Genomic DNA, 17,444 nt, shown 5'->3' with positions numbered 1-17,444 from the left:
GCGCGAGGCCGTAGGGGCAAGGACAAGATGGGCCGACGGCCGACGCCGGTGAGCGGCAAGGCCATACTCGGCGCGACGACACCCCCACCGGAGAGGTGACCATGCAGAAGCTCTCGCTCGACGCCCTTGCCCGCGAACATCTCGAGCGCGCCCGCACGTCCAGTGCCGGTCGCAGCGCGGAGACCGTCTTCGGCGGGCACGAGCACACGCTGCGCCAGACCCTGGTCGCGCTGACGGCGGGCACCACCCTGGCCGAGCACGAGAACCCCGGCGAGGCGACCGCGCACGTGCTGGCCGGGCGGGTGAAGCTGGGCTCGGGTGGCGAGTCGTGGGAGGGCCGCAAGGGTGACCTCATCGTGATCCCGCCGGCGCGCCACGACGTGCAGGCGATCGAGGACTCGGCGGTGCTCCTCACCGTCGCGAAGCTCGCGCCGGCCCAGAAGTAGGAGGATCAGATGCCGTTGCTCCGCCTCGTCACGCTCGTCGCCTTCCTCGGCGCCCTCGCGACGACCGCCCTCTACTTCGCCGGCACGACCATCGCGGGGCCGATCGCCCTGGTCATGGGCTCGATCGTGCTCACCGCCGGCTCGACGACCTCGCTGGCCCGGCTGCGCTCCTGGGGCGTGCCGGGCGACCACGCCTGAGCGGCGCCGGTCAGGCTGCGGGCGCGACCGGGGGACGCTCGAGCGTCACGCTCACCGTCGCGCCGAGGCGTGGTGGGGTCGGGCCGTCCTCGCACGTGCACCGGCTGATGTGCCGGGCGCATTCGGGCGAGAAACACATGTCGAAACCGATCCGCTCACCGGTCGCGGTCACGGCGTAGCGGCACCATTCGTCGTTCACATCGACGACAACACATGTCGCCATCCGAGATATTCCCCACGTGGTTGTTTTTGACGAGATCTGATGTGACAATCGCGGCATGACCACGTCTTTCGTCGACCCCCCGGCGCCGGTGGCCGTCGGCAGCCGACGTGAAGAGGTGCTCGCGCTGCTCCGCGCCGCCGACGGGCCGCTGTCCGCCGCCCAGGTCGCCGAGACCACCGGGCTGCACCTCAACACCGCACGCTTCCACCTTGACGGCCTCGTGGAGGAGGGGCTCGCGATGCGGGCCTCGGAACCGCGCGACGTCCCCGGCCGGCCGCGCATCCTCTACTCCGCCGACGGGCCGGTCCCCGGCCCGCGCAGCTACGGCCTGCTCGCGGAGATGCTCACCGGTCTGGTTGCCTCGCTCAAGGACGCCGGCCCGGCGGCCGCCCATGCGGGCAGGGCCTGGGGCGGCCATCTCGTCGAGCGGTCCGCGCCGTCGGAGCGCATCGGTGCCGGGGAGGCCGTGACCCGGCTCAACCGCGTGCTCGACGCCGTCGGCTTCGCACCGGAGGCGCGCACCACCAAGCAGGGCACCGAGGTCCTGCTGCACCACTGCCCGTTCCGGGAGGTCGCCGAGAAGCACACCGACGTCGTGTGCGCGATCCACCTCGGGCTCATGCAGGGGGCGCTCGAGGAGCTCGACGCCCCGATCGACGCGACGTCACTGGAACCCTTCGTGACCCCGCAGCTGTGCGTGGCCCGGCTGCAGCCGAAGAAGGCCGGGAGCCGATGACGGCGGCCGCACCTCGCGGCCGCGTCGTACGGCGCGTACCCCGCAACCGGCTCGCGCTCGGCGCTCTCGGCCTGGCCGCCCTGCTGGCAGGCCTGTGGGCCGCCCTGCTGATGCTCGGCCTCGACGTACCGACACCACGCCCCGACTTCGCCGAGGTGCACGGCCCCCTCATGGTGCTCGGGTTCCTCGGCACGCTGATCGCGCTCGAGCGCGCGGTGGCGATCGACACCCGCGCGGGCTACCTCGCGCCGGCGACGGCCGGGCTCGGCGGGCTCGCCCTGATCGCCGGCCTGCCGCTGCTGGTCGGTCAGCTGTTGCTGGGCGTCGCCGGCGTCGGCCTCATCGGCCTCTACGTCGCCGCCGGGCGCAAGCAGACCGCCCTGCACCTGTGGGTGATGGCGAGCGGCGCCGTGTCGTGGGTGGTCGCGGTCGGGCTCTGGCTGACCGGGTGGGACGTCGGCCGGCTGATTCCGTGGCTGGCCGGGTACCTGGTCCTGACCATCACCGGTGAGCGGCTGGAGCTCTCGCGGGTCGGCAGGCTGAGCCGCCGTGCCCATGCGACGTTCACGACGGCGGCCGCCGTCTTCGGCGTCGGCATCACCGTGGCGATCGGCGCCTTCTCGATCGGCGCCCGGATCGCCGGGGCCGGCCTGCTGCTCCTGACCGTGTGGCTCGCGGCCCACGACGTGGCGCGCCGCACCGTGCGGCAGAGCGGCCTCACCCGCTACATGGCGGCCTGCCTGCTCGCGGGATTCTGCTGGCTCGGCGTGGCGGGTGCACTGTGGCTGCGCTACGGGCTGGCCGGCGGGCCGGCCTACGACGCGATGCTGCACGCGCTGTTCCTCGGGTTCGTCATCGGCATGGTCTTCGCGCACGCGCCGGTCATCGTGCCCGCGGTGTTCCGGGCCGCCGTCCCCTACCGGCGGCACTTCTACGGTCATCTCCTGCTGCTGCACGGGTCGCTGCTGCTGCGCCTCGTCGGTGGCGACCTGGCCGGCAACCGCACCGCCTGGCAGGTCGGTGGCGTGCTCAACGAGGTGGCGCTGCTCTGCTTCCTGGCGGTCACGATCGCCGCGGTCCGTCAGGGCCGGCGGGGACTGGTCGTGGCTCACCGCGACGGTTCGATCCGCACCCCGGCGGCGGCGAGCTCGTCGAGCGCCCGGTCGCCGTCGCCGGCCGCCCGGTCGACGGCTGCCACGCCGTCGGTCAACAACGTCGTCTCGTAGCCGAGCCGCACGGCGTCGAGCGCGGTGTGCTTGACGCAGTAGTCGGTGGCGAGACCCACGACGACGACCTTGCTCACGCCCCGGGCGCGCAGCGTCGCGTCGAGCTCCGTCGGCATCTCTGCACCCGTCGTCGGGTCGCGCATCGTGAAGCCGGAGTAGCCGTCCTCGCCGTGCGATCCCTTGCGCACCACCGGGCCTGCGACGCCAAGACCTGGCACGAGCTCGGCTCCCCAGCTGCCCTGCACGCAGTGGACGGGCCAGATGCCGCCGTCCTTCGCGAAGTGCGGCGTCGCCGGCGGGTGCCAGTCCTGCGTGTAGACCACCACCGCTGCGGCCTCACCCGCCGCCTCGACCTCGCCGTTGACGACCGGGAGCACGCCGGCCGCACCGGACACCGAGAGCGAGCCGGCCGGGTCGGCGAAGTCGTTCTGCATGTCGACGACGACGAGGGCGGTGTGCGCGTCGTACCTCATGACCGCGCATTGTCCTCCGGGTCATCTCCCGACCGTGACTTATTACATACATCTCTTGTTTATATGAGTCCGCCGCGGCAGAATAAGAGCCAGTCATCAGGAGGTGCGCTATGACCGTCACCCTCATCGGCGACTTCGCCGATCCCTTGTCGTTCCTCGCGAGCCAGCGCATCGCACAGATCCGGTCGCTCGGCATGCACGACGTGCGGTGGCTCGCGGTGGAGGCCGACCGGTCGCGCCCCATGGGCGGGCGACCGGTCGACGAAACGGCCGCGCAGACCGCCGAGCGCCTGCTCCTGCCCGGCGAGGTCGGCCCGATGCCGGGCGTCCTCGTGCCCAGCAGCCGCGCGGCCACCGCCGCCTACGCCGAGTCCGTCGCCGACGGCGTCGAGGACGCGCTGCGCCAATCGCTGTTCGACGCGCTCTGGCTGCACGGGCGCAACATCGCCGACCCGGACGTGCTGCGTTCGCTCGTCTTCGCGGCTCACAACCCCGATCCTCCGGCGCAGCCGATCGAGTGGCGGATCCGCGCCAACCAGCCGATCGTGCCGCTGGGCGACGTCGACATGTTCGCGGTCGGTCGCCGCCTCGGCCTCGTCGCCTCGCTGGGTCGTGGCCCGCTCACCCGCATCGGGGAGCGGCGGCGCGACGCATGGCTACACCTCTGGCTGCACCGGGGCGCGCCCGAGCTGCCGCTGGTGCTGACCGACCTCGGCGAGGCGTTCGCCGGCGAGACCGCGCTGCTCTGGCTCGCCGACCGGTTGCCGCAGGGCGAGGCCGTTGACCGGCGGCCGCGCCAGACGGTCGCGGCCCGGTGAGGCCGGCGGTCGCCACCGAGCCCGGCCCGGCCGACGCCGGCGACGAGTTCGCCCGCCTGCTGACCCGCGCCCTGCGGCTCCTGCACCAGGCCGGTGCGACCGATCCCGCCTGCCAGCTGGCCGCCCAGGCCTGGCGGGCCGCCCATCACGCGGGCCACCCGGCCGAACAACGGTTCAACGGCCTCCTGCACTACCTCACCCAACGCACACCCGACGAAGGAGAATGCATGTCCGACGACGCGATCCTCGACGTCCGCCAGGAGATCCCGGCGCGACGGCACGAGCTGATCTTCGACACCTACGGCCACCTGGCGCCCGGCGACGGGTTCGTGCTCGTCAACGACCACGATCCGAAGCCGCTCTACTACCAGTTCGCGGCCGAGCACGCGAACCAGTTCGAGTGGGACTACCTCGAGCAGGGGCCGCAGGTCTGGCGGGTGCGCATCGGCCGACCGGCCGCCGCCTGATCGCCCGGGCCCACAACGGCCCGCCGATCACGCCGTACACCGATCATGAAAGAAGCGTGGTCATCTCCCTGCAGAGATGACCACGCTTCTTTCCGTGATCAGTGGCGGGCCGTCACCAAGGGCGAGCGCCTATGCGGCCTTCTCGAGGATGTGTACGCCGCAGGCCGAGCCGAGCCCGATGACGTGGGCGAGCCCCACCTTGGCCCCCTCGATCTGCCGGTCGCCCGCCTCGCCGCGCAGGTGGTGGCAGACCTCCCACACGTTGGCAATGCCGGTCGCCGCGATCGGGTGACCCTTCGACTGCAGGCCGCCGGAGACGTTGACCGGCATGCGCCCGTCGCGCCACGGCGCCCCGGACTTGAAGAAGTCGACCGCCCCGCCCTCCGGGCAGAGCATGAGGTTGTCGTAGTGCACGAGCTCCGCGGTGGCGAAGCAGTCGTGCAGCTCGACGAGGTCGAGGTCGTCGGGGCTGACGCCGGCCTGGTCGTAGGCCTGCTTCGCGGCGTTGCGGGTCAGCGTGTTGACGTCGGGCAGCACCTGGCAGCCCGGCTCGTAGGGGTCGGTCGTCAGCACGGAAGCGGCGATCTTGACCGCGCGCCGGCGCTGGTCGGGGTCGAGCGTCTTGAGCTTCGCGTCGCTCACGAGCACCGCGGCGGCAGCGCCGTCGCAGTTGGCCGAGCACATGGGGCGGGTGTTCGGGTAGGCGATCATGACGTCGTTCATGATCTGCTCGAGCGACATCGCCTTGCTGTAGGCCGCGAGCGGGTTCAGTGTCGAGTGCTTGTGGTTCTTCTCGCTGATGCGGGCGAACAGCTCGAAGTCGACGCCGCCGTAGCGGTGGCCGTACTCCATGCCGACCTGGGCGAACGTGCCCGGCATGTTCTCGGTGCCGACCCGACCGTCGAGGTCCATGATCGCGCCCTGCCGCCCCTGCGGCTGCCAGGTGTCGGAGTCCTTCTTGCGACCGGACGCACCGAGCAGGCCCGCACCGGCGAGCTTCTCGACGCCGACGGCGAGGCCCATGTCGCACTCGCCGGCCTTGATGGCCATGACGACGGTGCGCAGCGCGGTGGCGCCCGTCGCGCACGCGTTGGCGACGTTGTAGACCGGGATGCCGGTCTGGCCGATCTGCTTCTGCAGCGCCTGGCCGATCCCGCCGCGGCCCATGAGGTTGCCGGCCGCGAGCACGCCCATGTCCTGCATGGTCACGCCGCCGTCGTCGAGCGCGGCGAGCGCGGCCTCGGCGGCGAGACCGACGGTGTCGTCGTCGGGGCGCTTGCCGAACTTCGTCATCTTGATGCCGAGGATCCAGACGTCGCCGCTGGCCATCGCGTGTCTCCTTCTACTCCGCCGGGGCGAACCCGAAGCCCACGGCCTCGGTGCCCTCGCTGTCCGTGCCGAGGGGGAACGTCGAGAGCTTGACCTTCATCCCGAGCCAGACCTTGCTCGGATCGGCCTCGACGTCGACGAGGTTGGCCCGCACCCAGGTGCCGTCGCAGTCGACGACGGCCGCCACGAACGGCACCGGCACGCCGGGGGCGGCGAACGTCACGATCGTGAACGACGCCACCTCGCCGGTGGTCGCGATGTCGACCGGGCGGAACTCCCGGGCGAAGCAGTTCGCGCAGGCCACCCGATGGTCGAAGAACCGGGCGCCGCAGGAGGTGCACTCCTGCGCGACGAGATGCGGCTCGGGTTCGAGCACGAGGTAGTCGACCAATGGCACGCGAGCAGCCACCGCAGTCCCCATCCGTAGCCCCCATTCATCGGGATGGCTCCGGACGCTAGCAGCCCTCCGGGCCAGGGCGACGCGGGGTCGAAGATCGCGAGATCAGGGCTTGCGCGACACGCGGTCGGAGGCCGCCTTCGCCGGCGGCTCTGCAGGCTCGTCGAAGCTCTTCGGCACCCGCTTGAGGTGGGTGTTCATCGAACGGAAGAGGACGACGGCGGCCGCGATCAACGCGAGGATCACGAGGAAGCCGAGACCTCCGGCCCCGATCGTGGGGGCGGCCAGGACGAGCACGCCCACCACGGTAGCCCCTGGATGACGGTCAGCGGCCGGCGCGGGCGTCGGCCCGCACCCCGGCGAACAGGTCGTCCTCCGGGATCGACGTCTCGACCAGCGACCGGGCCAGCTGGTAGTCCTCCGTCGGCCACACCTCGCGCTGCAGGTCCCGCGGGATCGTGAAGAACCACCCGGTCGGGTCGACCTGCGTGGCGTGGGCGATCAGCGCGCGGTCGCGCACGTCGAACCAGTCCGCGCACGGCACCCGGGTGGTGATCTTCTCCTGGTCATCGGGGCGGTCGAGCCAGCGCTGCAACCGCTCGCCGTAGGGCGACTCCAGGCCGCGGGCGAGCATCGCGTCGTGCAGCGCGGTGACGCGCGCCTTGTGAAACGTCTGGTGGTAGTAGAGCTTGAGCGGCTGCCACGGCTCGCCGGCGTCGGGGTAGCGCTCCGGATCGCCCGCCGCGTCGAACGCCTCCATCGACACGTTGTGCGTCTGCACGTGGTCGGGGTGCGGGTAGCCACCGCTCTCGTCATAGGTCAGGAGGACGTGCGGGCGGTGGGACCGCACCAGCTCGACCAGCGGCCGGGCCGCCACCTCCAGCGGCTGCAGCCCGAAGCAGCCCTCGGGCAGCGGCGGCAGCGGATCGCCCTCCGGCAGGCCCGAGTCGACGAAGCCCAGCCACTCCTGGCGAACGCCGAGGATCTCGCGCGCGGCGTCCATCTCGCGACGGCGGATGGCGGGCAGGTCGGCGACGACCTCCGGCCGGTCCATCGCCGGGTTGAGCACCGATCCGCGCTCTCCACCGGTGCAGGTGACGACGAGCACGTCGACGCCCTGCGCGACGTACATCGCCATCGTCGCGGCGCCCTTGCTCGACTCGTCGTCGGGATGGGCGTGCACGGCCATCAGCCGCAGCTGCTCGCTCACCCCTCCATCTTTACCTACGAATCCGGCTAGCCTTGACCGTCCAGGTGCCACCTACGACTCGATACGGGAGCTTCGCGGTGACCCAGACGCCCGAACAGAACATCACCTGGTTGACCCAGGAGGCGTACGACCGGCTGAAGTCCGAGCTCGACCACCTGTCGGGTCCGGGCCGCACCGAGATCTCCAAGAAGATCGAGGCGGCGCGCGCCGAGGGCGACCTGCGGGAGAACGGCGGCTACCACGCCGCCAAGGAGGAGCAGGGCAAGCAAGAGGCTCGCATCCGCCAGCTCACCCAGCTGCTGCGCGATGCGAAGGTCGGCGAGGCTCCTCCGGCCGACGGCATCGCCGAGCCCGGCATGGTCGTGACCGTCCGCTTCGAGGACGGCGAGGAGGAGAAGTTCCTGCTCGGGTCGCGCGAGCAGGCCGCGCACAGCGACATCGCGGTCTACTCCCCGCAGTCGCCGCTCGGCCAGGCGGTCAACGGTCATCGGGCCGGCGACGTGCTCGACTACCAGCTGCCCAACGGCACGACGATGCGGGTGACGGTGCTCGACGCGGTCCCCTACGCGGGCTAGTCCAGGTGCAGCGGGTAGCCGGCGCGGCGTAGCCGGGTGAGCACCTCGTGGCAGTGCTCGGCGCCGCGGGTCTCCAGCTGCAGAGCCACCTCGACCTCGTCGATGTGCAGCTTCGCGCCGGTGCGCCGGTGCTCGACGTCGAGCACGTTCGCGCCGGAGGCGGCGAGCATGCCCAGGAGCCGGGCCAGCTCACCCGGCCGGTCGGGGATCCGCAGCCGGAACGACAGGTAGCGGCCGGCCGCGATCATGCCGTGGCGCAGCAGGCGGAGCAGCAGGATCGGGTCGATGTTGCCGCCCGAGAGCACGACGGCAACCGGCGGCTCGTAGGCCTGCGGCTCCTCCATCACGGCGCCGACACCGGCCGCACCGGCCGGCTCGACGAGGAGCTTCGCGCGCTCCAGGCACAGCAGCAGCGCGCGGGAGAGCGCCTCCTCGGACACGGTGACCACGTCGTCGACCAGCGCGGCCACGTGCGCGAACGTCACCGACCCCGGCTCGCCGACCGCGATCCCGTCGGCAATCGTCGCCATCGCGTCGAGCGGCAGGGGACGCCCGGCGGCCAAGGAGGCGGGAAAGGCCGCGGCTCCGGCGGCCTGCACGGCGACGATGCGTACGTCGGGCCGCGCAGGCTTCACGGCAGCGGCGATGCCGCTCACCAGCCCGCCGCCGCCGGTCGGCACGAGGATGGTGCGGACCTCGGGCCACTGCTCGAGCAGCTCGAGGCCTGCGGTGCCCTGCCCGGCGACGATGTCCGGGTGGTCGAAGGGGTGGACGAAGACGGCCCCCTGCTCCTCGGCGTACGCCGTCGCCGCCGCGAGCGCCTCGTCGACCGTGGCACCGGCGAAGCGCACCTGCGCGCCGTAGCCGCGGGTCGCCTCGACCTTCGGTAGCGGCGCCCCTTCCGGCATGAACACCGTCGCGGCCGTGTCGAGCAGCGAGGCGGCGTAGGCGACTCCCTGGGCGTGGTTGCCCGCGCTGGCCGCCACGACGCCGGCTGCGCGCTCCGCCGGCGCCAGGCGCGAGATCCGCACGTAGGCGCCGCGGATCTTGAACGACCCGGTGCGCTGGAGGTTCTCGCACTTGAAGGCCACCGGGCCGCCGGCCCGTTCCGTGAGCGGCCGCGAGTGGAAGACCGGGGTGGTGCGGATCACGCCGGCCAGCGCCGTCCGGGCCGCCTCGACGTCGCCGCGCGAGACCAAGGTCACGAGGGCGAGTGTGCCCGGCACACCCGCAGTCCCGAAAATCGGCTCGCCCGCGGAATGCGCCGCTGCGTACAGTTGCTTGCTACAAACATCTGCGACCACCCCGCCCGAAGGTCCTCATGCCCCACACCAAGTCGGCCCGGCTCGCCGCGCTCGAACACGCTCTCTTCCGCGTCGGGCGCACGGTCGCCGGCCTCAAGGTCGCGGCCTACGCCGCCGACTCGCCGGTCGACCGCGCCGGGGTCGCCATGCTCTCCCGGCTCAACGACCACGGTGGCATCCGACTGTCGGACCTCGCCGCTGCGCTCGGCCTCGACGTCTCGACCGTGAGCCGCCAGGTGCGCCACCTCGAGGAGGCCGGGCTCGTGCACCGGGCCGACGACCCCGAGGACCGCCGCGCCTACCGGCTCTCGATCACGGACAAGGGCCGCGACCTGCTCGACCAACTGCGCAGCGCGCGCAGGGAGATGCTCTGCGCCGCCTTGCGGGACTGGTCCGACGACGACCGCGACCGCCTCACCGACCTGCTGACCCGCCTCGCCGACGACCTCGGCCCCGACCTCGGCGCGTGCGCCGCGCACCGCCTCCAGGAGAACGCTTCATGACCTCCCCCGCACCCACCGAGCAGCGGGACGGCTTCGGGCTCTCGCACCGGCAGATCCAGCTGGTGTTCGTGGGACTGATGCTCGGCATGTTCCTGTCGGCACTCGACCAGACGATCGTGTCGACGGCGCTGCCGACGATCGTCGCGGACCTCGGCGGCTACGACCACCTCTCCTGGGTGGTCACGGCCTACCTGCTGACGTCGACGGCGTCGACGCCGCTCTACGGGAAGATCTCCGACCTCTACGGCCGGCGCATCGTCTTCCAGGCCGCGATCGTCATCTTCCTGGCCGGGTCCGTGCTGTCCGGGATCAGCCAGAACATCGGCGAGCTGATCGCCTTCCGCGGCGTGCAGGGCCTGGGCGCCGGTGGCCTGATGACGCTGGCGTTCACGATCATCAGCGACGTCGTCAGCCCCCGTGAGCGCGGCCGCTACCAGGGTTACTTCGGCTCGGTGTTCGCCGTGTCCAGCGTGGCCGGCCCGCTGATCGGCGGCGCGTTCACCGACCACCTGAGCTGGCGCTGGGTGTTCTACATCAACCTGCCGATCGGGATCCTCGCGCTCGTCGTCACCAGCGCGGTCCTGCGGCTGCCGTTCGAGCGCCGCGATCACGCCGTCGACTACATCGGCGCGGCCCTCATGGTGTCCGGGGTGAGCAGCCTCCTCCTCGTCACCGTCTGGGGCGGCACCCAGTACCCCTGGAACTCCGACGTGATCATCGGCCTCGCGGTCGCCGGTGTGGCGCTGGTCGCGGCTTTCCTGTGGTGGGAGCATCAGCGGGCGACCGAACCCATCCTGCCGCTGCGGTTGTTCCGCCTGCCGGTGTTCGGCGTGACCAACGCGCTCGCCTTCGTCGTCGGGCTGGGCATGTTCGGCGCGATCGTCTACCTGCCGCTCTACTGGCAGCTGGCCCGAGGGGCCTCGGCCACGGAGTCGGGTCTGCTGATGATCCCGATGATGGCCGGCGTCCTCACGGCATCGATCGGTTCCGGCCGCACGATCACGAAGATCGGCCGCTACCGCATCTTCCCGATCGTCGGCTCGGTCGTGATGGCAACCGGCATGTACCTCTTCACGCACCTCAACCTCGACACGTCGAAGGTGCTCGCCGGTCTCTTCATGCTGATCCTCGGCCTGGGCGTCGGCATGATCATGCCGGTCCTCACGCTCGCCGTGCAGAACGCCGTGCCGGCCCGCGACATCGGTGCGGCCACTGGCGCGGTCAACTTCTTCCGGTCGATGGGCGGCTCGTTCGGCACCGCGCTGTTCGGCGCGATCCTGTCCGCGCGCCTGGACTACTGGTTGCCGCGGCTGCTGCCCGGCGGCGCCCACATCACCCCGGGGGCCGGGCTGAGCATCAGCCCGCAGAAGCTGCACACCCTGCCGGTGCCGATCCAGCACGGCGTGACCGAGGCTTTCGTGCGTTCGCTGCACGTGGTGTTCTGGGCCGGCGTGCCGGCCGCGGTCATCGCGTTCGCGCTCGCCCTGTGCGTAAAGGACCTCGAGCTGCGCAATGCACCGGGCATGGCCGGCACGCCGTCGGGTGACGCGGCCGTCGGCGCCCCGGGCGGCGCATCGGTGGCGGCGGCGTTCGCCGAGGTGCCCGAAAGCGCCAGCCAGGCGAGCTAGCGGCTGTCCTTAGTTGCCGGACCAGTAGCGGTCGCCGGCCAGCACCAACGCGGCGGCGCCGACCAGCCCGGCGTCCTGGCCGAGCGCGGCCGGCACGATCCGGCAGTCGCGGGCGAACGGCATCCGGGCGTGCCGGCGGAAGGCCTCCTGCATCGGCCCGAACAGCAGGGGGCCTGCCTGCGACAGGCCGCCACCGACCGCGACCGCCTCGATCTCGAGCAGGTGCACCACCGAGGCGATCGCAACACCGAGGGCCTGTCCCGACCTGGTCAACGCGGCGATGGCCACCGGGTGACCGCGGGCGGCGTCCTCCGCCACGGCGCGGCCGCTGACCTCGCCGGCCGTGTGCCAGCCCTCCCGCTGCGCCCAGGCGGCGACGGCGGGACCGCTGGCGATCGCCTCGAGGCACCCGCTGCCGCCGCAGGCACACGGCGGCCCGTGCGGGTCGACGACCACGTGCCCCACGTGGCCGGCGTTGCCGGTCAGCCCGTCGACGACCCGACCGTCGACGACGACCCCGCCGCCCACACCCGTCGACACGACCATCCCGAGAAAGCCGCCGACCCCGGCGCCCGCGCCGCGCCAGTGCTCACCGACCGCCAGACACACCGCGTCGTTGTGGACCCGCACCGGCAGGTCGGGGAAGCGCTCCTGCAGCCGGCGGCGCAGCGGAAAACGCCGCCAAACGGGGATGTTCAGCGGTGACACCTCACCTGCGGGCCAGCGCATCGGACCGCCGCAGCCCACCCCCACCGCGGCGACCGGCCGGTCGTCGACGACCGACTCGACCAGCGACAGCAGCGTGCGCCACAGCCCCTCGGCGTCGACGTTGCGCGGCGTCGGGACATGGAGCTTGCGCACCACCCGCCCGCCGTGGTCGACGCGGCCGACTGCGAGCTTGGTGCCGCCCACGTCGACGGCGAGCACCTCACCGGTGTCGCTAACCATCGGGCTCGGCGAGCGCCTCGGCGTCGAAGGCGAGGATCGACGCAGTGAATCCGTGCACGTAGTTGCGCCCGGACACCGGACCGATCTCGCCGCCCGCGAAGAAACCGCCCACGCCGGCGGGCGCGAGCTCGCGCCGCAGCGACAGGACGTCGTGGTCCGCCGTCGGGAACAGCGCACGGCCCCGGCCGTTGCAGGAGAACAGCAGCGCGCCGTCGACCCGCTCGGCCGACTCTCCGCGCAGCCGGCTCAGCGTGCGGATCAGGTCGTCATCGGCCGCGTCCGCATCGCGTACCTGGAAGCGAACCGTGCGACCGACCTCGACCAGGTCGCCCACGATGATCCCGCCGCGGTCGTTGTCGGCACCGGCGATGCCGCGGATCAGAAAGTCGCCCTGATCGTGCTCCTCGGCGTACTCATCCATCGCGATGCCGATCTGGAGCCCTTGTGTCGCGAGCGCCTGGTCCCCCGGCGGCAGCGCGGCGACGATCTCCTGCAGCTTGTCGAGCGCGGGCGTGCCGGCCAGCTCGAGCAGCACGTTGCCGGCGGCGGCGGTCACCGTCATCTCCGGTCCGACCGGGCGGCAGCCCTGGCTCACGAGAGCCCGCGCACGCACGTCGCCGGCGAGCAGCGCACCGACGGCTCCGCGGTCGACCGCGCGGCCGTCGATGAACAACCGGGTCGAGCCGGGCCCGCGAAACCCGGTCGCGACGCCGCCGACGAGCGGGAGGCCCGCGAGCGCCTCGTTGGCGCGCGCGACGAAACCGTCGACGGGGAAGGAGTAGGGGTCCGCGAGCAGCACGCCGACCTCGTCGTCGGCACGCTCCGGCAGCCCGACGACCGCCATCCCGTCGGGGGTGCGCATGACCTCGAGATGGAAGGTGCGGATGCGTACGCCGGGGAGCACGCCCGCCCAGACGCTGACGGCGCTCATCGCCTCGACACCCTGGCCCGCGCCGATCACCCCGGACGCGCTGCAGCCGAGCACGGCCCTGGCCCCCGACAGCGCTGCGGCGCGGCGGCCGGCCTGCTCCACCGCGTCGGGGTCCTCGCCGCAGACGAAGACGCAGAGCAGGTCGGGCACGCCTCCGTCGAGGCCGTCGAGCGCCTGCGCGACGGCGGCGTCGGAGGCACGGGACAGGTCCATGTCGATCGCCAGACCGTCGCCGAACCGCGCCATGCGCCCATCCTCCCCCAGGTCGGAGCGGTCAGGCGAGCAACGCGTCCGCGGCGTAGCGTGCAGGAATGACGAGCGCCCCGCCCGACACCACCCTCGGCGACCTCCGTGCCGCCGGTCACGTCCACAAGTCGGTCAAGGCCGAGATCCGCGACAACCTGCTCGCCCGCCTCGCCTCCGGCGAAGACCGTTTTCCCGGCATCGTCGGTTTCGACGAGACGGTCGCCCCGCAGCTCGAGCGCGCGCTACTCGCCGGTCACGACCTGGTGCTGCTGGGCGAGCGCGGGCAGGGCAAGACCCGGCTGATCCGCACCCTCACCGGCCTGCTCGACGAGTGGACCCCCGTGATCCAGGGCTGCGAGATCAACGACCACCCCTACTCGCCGGTGTGCACCCGGTGCCGGCGGCTGGTCGAGGAGCGCCGCGACGAGACGCCGGTCACCTGGAAGCACCGCGACGAGCGCTACGGCGAGAAGCTCGCAACCCCCGACGTCTCCGTCGGCGACCTGATCGGCGACGTCGACCCGATCAAGGTGGCCGAAGGCCGGACCCTGGGCGACCCCGAGACCGTGCACTTCGGTCTCGTGCCGCGCACCAACCGCGGCATCTTCAGCGTCAACGAGCTGCCCGACCTCGCGGAGCGCATCCAGGTCGCGCTGCTCAACGTGCTGGAGGAACGCGACATCCAGGTGCGTGGCTACGTGCTCCGGCTACCGCTCGACGTGCTGCTCATCGCCTCGGCCAACCCCGAGGACTACACCAACCGAGGGCGGATCATCACGCCGCTGAAGGACCGGTTCGGTGCCGAGATCCGCACCCACTACCCGCTTCGCCTCGACGACGAGCTCGCACTGATCCGGCAGGAGGCCCTGGTCGGCTGGGGCCCCGACGCGGTGTCGGCGATGCTGCCCGACCACCTCGTCGAAGTGATCGCACGGTTCACCCGGCTGGTGCGCGAGTCGCCGGCGGTCGACCAGCGTTCCGGCGTCTCCGCGCGGTTCGCCGTCGCGGCCGCGGAGACCGTCGCCGCGTCCGCCGTACGCCGCGCCGCGCTGACCCGCGAGGACGTCCCGGTCGCCCGCGTCTGCGACCTGCCGGCCGTCATCGCCACTTGCCGGGGCAAGGTCGAGTTCGAGGCCAGCGAGGAGGGCCGCGAGGAGGAGATCCTCGCTCACCTGCTCAAGCGCGGGATCGCCGACACGTTCCGTGCGCGCCTCGGCGGCGCCGACCTGTCCGGGCTGCTCGCGAAGTTCGAGGAGGAGGGCACCATCGAGACCGGCGACATGGTGCCGGCACCCGAGCTGCTGTCGCGCGTCGGACCGGTGCAGGGGCTCGCGAAGATCCTCGAGCGGCTGGGCATGGAAGAGGCCGCGGAGACGCCCGGCCTCGCCGCCGCCGGCATCGAGTTCGCCCTGGAGGGCCTGCACCTGCTGCGCCGGCTGTCCAAGGAAGAGCTGCCCGGCCGCACGGTCTACGGCGCCTGAGGGACCTGACCTCGTGAGCCGCCTTCGTTACGGCCCCTGGCACGGTGGGGAGGACCCGCTCGCCCCGCCGTACGACGTCGCCAAGGCACTCGACGCGCTGGGCGACGACGTCCTCGACGGCGGGCTGTCGCCGGCCGAGGCGCTGCACCGGATGCTGCGGCGCGGGCCGCAGGGGCTACGCGGCCTCGACGACATGCTGCGCCGCATCCGGGAGCGGCAGCGGGAAGCGCGCAACCGCGGGCGGCTCGACGGCACGCTCGAAGAGGTCCGAGCCCTGCTCGACAAGGCGATCGGCGAGGAACGCGCGGAGCTGTTCCCCGACCCGTCCGACGACGCGCGCCTGCGCGAGGCCGAGCTCGACACGCTGCCCAGCGACACGGCTCGCGCGGTGCGCCGGCTGTCCGACTACGACTGGCGCAGCCCGCAGGCCCGGCAGACCTTCGAGCAGATCCAGGACCTGCTGCGCCGCGAGGTGCTCGACAGCCAGTTTCGCGGGATGAAGCAGGCGCTGGAAGGCGCCGACCCGCAGCAGATGCAGCGGGTCAAGGACATGCTCAGCGACCTCAACAACATGCTGGAGGCCGACGCCCGCGGCGAGGACACGTCGCAGGCGTTCCAGCAGTTCATGGACAACTACGGCGACTTCTTCCCCGACAACCCGCAGTCGCTGGAAGAGCTCGTCGACTCGCTCGCCCGTCGCGCCGCTGCCGCGCAGCGGCTGCTCGAGTCGCTGTCGCCCGAGCAGCGCGAGGAGCTGGCCAACCTGATGGCCGCGATGATGGAGGACATGGGGCTGGCGGCCGAGATGAGCCGGCTGTCCGACCAGCTGCACGCCCGCCGCCCCGACCTCGACTGGCGCGGCCGCGAACGGATGCGCGGCGAGAACCCCATGGGGCTGGGCGACGCGACCAGCGCGCTGGAAGACCTGGCCGACCTCGACGAGCTGGAATCCGCGCTCGCGCAGGACTACGCAGGCGCCAGCCTCGACGATGTCGACGACGAGGCGGTCGAGCGGGCACTCGGTCGCCAGGCGGTCGACGACCTGCAGCAGCTGCGGCGCATCGAGCGCGAGCTCGAGCGGCAGGGCTACCTGCAGCGCGAGGAAGGTCGTCTCGAGCTGTCGCCCAAGGCGATCCGCCGGCTCGGTCAGACCGCGCTGCGCCGGGTGTTCTCGGAGATCGACGCTCGCGGTCCAGGCGACCACGACCAGCAGGACGCCGGAGCGGCGGGCGACCTCACCGGCGCGTCGCGGGCGTGGGAGTTCGGCGACGAGCAGCCGCTCGACGTGGTCCGCACGGTGCGCAACGCGGTGCTGCGCAACGGCCCGATGCAGGCCGACCGCCGTGGGGTGCGGCTGGCGGTCGAGGACTTCGAGGTCGCCGAGACGGAGCGGCGTACGACGGCCGCGGTCGCGCTGCTCGTCGACCTGTCCTACTCGATGGCGCTGCGCGGCACGTGGGGCGCGGCGAAGACGACTGCCCTGGCGCTGCACGCGCTGGTGACGACGAAGTACCCGCAGGACGCGATCCAGGTGATCGGCTTCAGCAACTACGCGCGGGTGCTGCAGCCGAAGGACCTCGCCGGCCTGTCGTGGGACATGGTGCAGGGCACCAACCTGCAGCACGCGCTGATGCTCGCCAGCCGCCACCTCGGCAAGCACCCGCAGGCCGAGCCGATCGTGCTGGTCGTCACCGACGGCGAGCCGACCGCGCACCTGCTGCCCAACGGCGCGCCGTTCTTCGACTGGCCGCCGCACCCGGAGACGCTGGCGCTGACCATGGCCGAGGTGGAGAAGGTGTCGCGCCGCGGGGCGACGATCAACATCTTCATGCTCGACGACGAACCTCGACTGGTGCGCTTCGTCGACGCGGTCGCGCGCCGCAACGGCGGCCGGGTGTTCTCCCCGGACCCGTCGCGCCTCGGCGAGTTCGTCGTCAACGACTACCTCCGCGCCCGCCGCGGCCGCCGCGCCTCCTGACGGTAGGGCACCGAATGCGCCGACATGTCCTCTATGGAGTGACCTTGCCGGAACACACTTTCGACTGACACTTTGCAGCCTTCTCGCTAGAGTCCTCCGCACGCCGCCTCGGGACGCGGCCGCCGATCGCGCTCGCAGCGCGCATGCCTTCTCGCCGGCGCCCACCCCGGGGCAACCACAGACCTAGGGAGGGGAACAGTGCGGATCTCCATCAAGACGTTGAGCGCGACCGCGGCCACCGGCCTCGTCGCCGCGCTCGCCGGCGCCGTGCCGGCACATGCGGCAACCACGATCACGGTCAGTCCCGGCCAGTCGATCCAGGCCGCG

The 17,444-nt window shown here is 72.2% G+C and carries 19 protein-coding genes; 11 read left to right on the top strand and 8 right to left on the bottom strand.

What is annotated here, in order from left to right; genetic code table 11:
* Window positions 1–101: 101 nt before the first annotated feature.
* The 4 genes from VFJ21_11100 to VFJ21_11085 all read left to right on the top strand — a co-directional run bounded on the left by VFJ21_11100 (window position 102) and on the right by VFJ21_11085 (window position 2,829).
* Window positions 102–446 carry a cupin domain-containing protein gene (locus VFJ21_11100; GenBank protein HET7407667.1) on the top strand — a complete coding sequence of 115 codons (345 nt, stop codon included), beginning with the start codon at window positions 102–104 and terminating at the stop codon, window positions 444–446.
* A 9-nt stretch (window positions 447–455) separates the two neighbouring features.
* The gene (locus tag VFJ21_11095) at window positions 456–644 is read left to right on the top strand and encodes a hypothetical protein (GenBank protein HET7407666.1); all 189 of its coding nucleotides are present in this window, start codon (window positions 456–458) and stop codon (window positions 642–644) included.
* A 278-nt stretch (window positions 645–922) separates the two neighbouring features.
* Window positions 923–1,603, top strand: a complete 681-nt coding sequence (locus VFJ21_11090) for a helix-turn-helix domain-containing protein (GenBank protein ID HET7407665.1) — start codon at window positions 923–925, stop codon at window positions 1,601–1,603.
* Window positions 1,600–2,829 (top strand): hypothetical protein, encoded by a 1,230-nt coding sequence (locus VFJ21_11085; protein ID HET7407664.1) that lies wholly within the window; start codon window positions 1,600–1,602, stop codon window positions 2,827–2,829. The genes VFJ21_11090 and VFJ21_11085 overlap by 4 nt, the downstream gene beginning before the upstream one ends.
* Here the strand turns inward: VFJ21_11085 and VFJ21_11080 are convergent.
* On the bottom strand, window positions 2,712–3,302 hold the full coding sequence (locus VFJ21_11080) for an isochorismatase family protein (protein HET7407663.1): 591 nt from the start codon (window positions 3,300–3,302) through the stop codon (window positions 2,712–2,714). The two genes, VFJ21_11085 and VFJ21_11080, sit on opposite strands and share 118 nt — an antisense overlap.
* 110 nt (window positions 3,303–3,412) lie before the next feature.
* On the opposite strand from VFJ21_11080, the gene VFJ21_11075 reads away from it, so the two are divergent.
* The gene (locus VFJ21_11075) at window positions 3,413–4,120 is read left to right on the top strand and encodes a hypothetical protein (protein HET7407662.1); all 708 of its coding nucleotides are present in this window, start codon (window positions 3,413–3,415) and stop codon (window positions 4,118–4,120) included.
* Window positions 4,117–4,587, top strand: coding sequence for a DUF2249 domain-containing protein (locus tag VFJ21_11070; GenBank protein HET7407661.1), 471 nt, complete (start codon window positions 4,117–4,119; stop codon window positions 4,585–4,587). The genes VFJ21_11075 and VFJ21_11070 overlap by 4 nt, the downstream gene beginning before the upstream one ends.
* A gap of 129 nt (window positions 4,588–4,716) precedes the next feature.
* Here the strand turns inward: VFJ21_11070 and VFJ21_11065 are convergent, their stop codons facing one another.
* The 4 genes from VFJ21_11065 to mca form a co-directional block, all read right to left on the bottom strand.
* Window positions 4,717–5,916, bottom strand: a complete 1,200-nt coding sequence (locus VFJ21_11065; GenBank protein ID HET7407660.1) for a thiolase family protein — start codon at window positions 5,914–5,916, stop codon at window positions 4,717–4,719.
* 13 nt (window positions 5,917–5,929) lie between these two features.
* Window positions 5,930–6,325, bottom strand: coding sequence for an OB-fold domain-containing protein (locus VFJ21_11060; GenBank protein ID HET7407659.1), 396 nt, complete (start codon window positions 6,323–6,325; stop codon window positions 5,930–5,932).
* 93 nt (window positions 6,326–6,418) lie between these two features.
* Entirely contained in the window at window positions 6,419–6,610 is a 192-nt protein-coding gene (locus tag VFJ21_11055) for a hypothetical protein (protein ID HET7407658.1), read from the bottom strand.
* Between the two features lie 28 nt (window positions 6,611–6,638).
* Window positions 6,639–7,502, bottom strand: coding sequence for a mycothiol conjugate amidase Mca (mca, locus tag VFJ21_11050; protein HET7407657.1), 864 nt, complete (start codon window positions 7,500–7,502; stop codon window positions 6,639–6,641).
* A gap of 98 nt (window positions 7,503–7,600) precedes the next feature.
* Between mca and greA the strand changes: the two genes are divergently transcribed.
* Window positions 7,601–8,098 carry a transcription elongation factor GreA gene (gene greA / locus VFJ21_11045; protein ID HET7407656.1) on the top strand — a complete coding sequence of 166 codons (498 nt, stop codon included), beginning with the start codon at window positions 7,601–7,603 and terminating at the stop codon, window positions 8,096–8,098.
* On the opposite strand, the gene ilvA is transcribed toward greA, so the two are convergent.
* A complete protein-coding gene (gene ilvA, locus VFJ21_11040) occupies window positions 8,095–9,303 on the bottom strand; it encodes a threonine ammonia-lyase (GenBank protein ID HET7407655.1) in 1,209 nt (402 codons plus the stop codon). The two genes, greA and ilvA, sit on opposite strands and share 4 nt — an antisense overlap.
* 116 nt (window positions 9,304–9,419) lie before the next feature.
* Here ilvA and VFJ21_11035 point away from each other — a divergent pair, with 116 nt between their 5' ends.
* Together VFJ21_11035 and VFJ21_11030 are read left to right on the top strand one after the other, a co-directional pair.
* A complete protein-coding gene (locus VFJ21_11035; protein ID HET7407654.1) occupies window positions 9,420–9,905 on the top strand; it encodes a MarR family transcriptional regulator in 486 nt (161 codons plus the stop codon).
* Entirely contained in the window at window positions 9,902–11,533 is a 1,632-nt protein-coding gene (locus VFJ21_11030) for an MDR family MFS transporter (GenBank protein ID HET7407653.1), read from the top strand. Before VFJ21_11035 ends, VFJ21_11030 begins: the two co-directional genes overlap by 4 nt.
* Before the next feature lie 9 nt (window positions 11,534–11,542).
* Here the strand turns inward: VFJ21_11030 and VFJ21_11025 are convergent, their stop codons facing one another.
* Complete coding sequence (locus VFJ21_11025) at window positions 11,543–12,481, bottom strand: ROK family protein (protein ID HET7407652.1); 939 nt, start codon at window positions 12,479–12,481, stop codon at window positions 11,543–11,545.
* The gene (locus tag VFJ21_11020; protein ID HET7407651.1) at window positions 12,474–13,658 is read right to left on the bottom strand and encodes an FIST N-terminal domain-containing protein; all 1,185 of its coding nucleotides are present in this window, start codon (window positions 13,656–13,658) and stop codon (window positions 12,474–12,476) included. Before VFJ21_11020 ends, VFJ21_11025 begins: the two co-directional genes overlap by 8 nt.
* Window positions 13,659–13,723: 65 nt before the next feature.
* Between VFJ21_11020 and VFJ21_11015 the strand changes: the two genes are divergently transcribed.
* Both VFJ21_11015 and VFJ21_11010 read left to right on the top strand, forming a co-directional pair.
* Window positions 13,724–15,139 (top strand): sigma 54-interacting transcriptional regulator, encoded by a 1,416-nt coding sequence (locus VFJ21_11015; GenBank protein HET7407650.1) that lies wholly within the window; start codon window positions 13,724–13,726, stop codon window positions 15,137–15,139.
* Window positions 15,140–15,152: 13 nt separating this feature from the next.
* Entirely contained in the window at window positions 15,153–17,117 is a 1,965-nt protein-coding gene (locus tag VFJ21_11010) for a hypothetical protein (protein HET7407649.1), read from the top strand.
* The last annotated feature ends 327 nt before the right edge of the window (window positions 17,118–17,444 follow it).

The sequence above is a fragment of the Mycobacteriales bacterium genome, from assembly GCA_035690485.1.
Classification (GTDB): Bacteria; Actinomycetota; Actinomycetes; order JAFAQI01; family DASSKL01; genus DASSKL01.
The sequence above is the reverse complement of the archived record's forward strand: the minus strand, read 5'-3'. Positions and strand labels throughout refer to the sequence as shown.

Excerpts from the sequence above, each read along its gene's own strand:
- VFJ21_11100 (HET7407667.1), top strand. The coding sequence starts at position 102 with ATGCAGAAGCTCTCGCTCGACGCCCTTGCCCGCGAACATCTCGAGCGC.
- VFJ21_11095 (HET7407666.1), top strand. The coding sequence starts at position 456 with ATGCCGTTGCTCCGCCTCGTCACGCTCGTCGCCTTCCTCGGCGCCCTC.
- VFJ21_11090 (HET7407665.1), top strand. The coding sequence starts at position 923 with ATGACCACGTCTTTCGTCGACCCCCCGGCGCCGGTGGCCGTCGGCAGC.
- VFJ21_11085 (HET7407664.1), top strand. The coding sequence starts at position 1,600 with ATGACGGCGGCCGCACCTCGCGGCCGCGTCGTACGGCGCGTACCCCGC.
- VFJ21_11080 (HET7407663.1), bottom strand. The coding sequence starts at position 3,302 with ATGAGGTACGACGCGCACACCGCCCTCGTCGTCGTCGACATGCAGAAC.
- VFJ21_11075 (HET7407662.1), top strand. The coding sequence starts at position 3,413 with ATGACCGTCACCCTCATCGGCGACTTCGCCGATCCCTTGTCGTTCCTC.
- VFJ21_11065 (HET7407660.1), bottom strand. The coding sequence starts at position 5,916 with ATGGCCAGCGGCGACGTCTGGATCCTCGGCATCAAGATGACGAAGTTC.
- mca (HET7407657.1), bottom strand. The coding sequence starts at position 7,502 with ATGGCCGTGCACGCCCATCCCGACGACGAGTCGAGCAAGGGCGCCGCG.
- VFJ21_11035 (HET7407654.1), top strand. The coding sequence starts at position 9,420 with ATGCCCCACACCAAGTCGGCCCGGCTCGCCGCGCTCGAACACGCTCTC.
- VFJ21_11030 (HET7407653.1), top strand. The coding sequence starts at position 9,902 with ATGACCTCCCCCGCACCCACCGAGCAGCGGGACGGCTTCGGGCTCTCG.
- VFJ21_11025 (HET7407652.1), bottom strand. The coding sequence starts at position 12,481 with ATGGTTAGCGACACCGGTGAGGTGCTCGCCGTCGACGTGGGCGGCACC.
- VFJ21_11020 (HET7407651.1), bottom strand. The coding sequence starts at position 13,658 with ATGGCGCGGTTCGGCGACGGTCTGGCGATCGACATGGACCTGTCCCGT.
- VFJ21_11015 (HET7407650.1), top strand. The coding sequence starts at position 13,724 with ATGACGAGCGCCCCGCCCGACACCACCCTCGGCGACCTCCGTGCCGCC.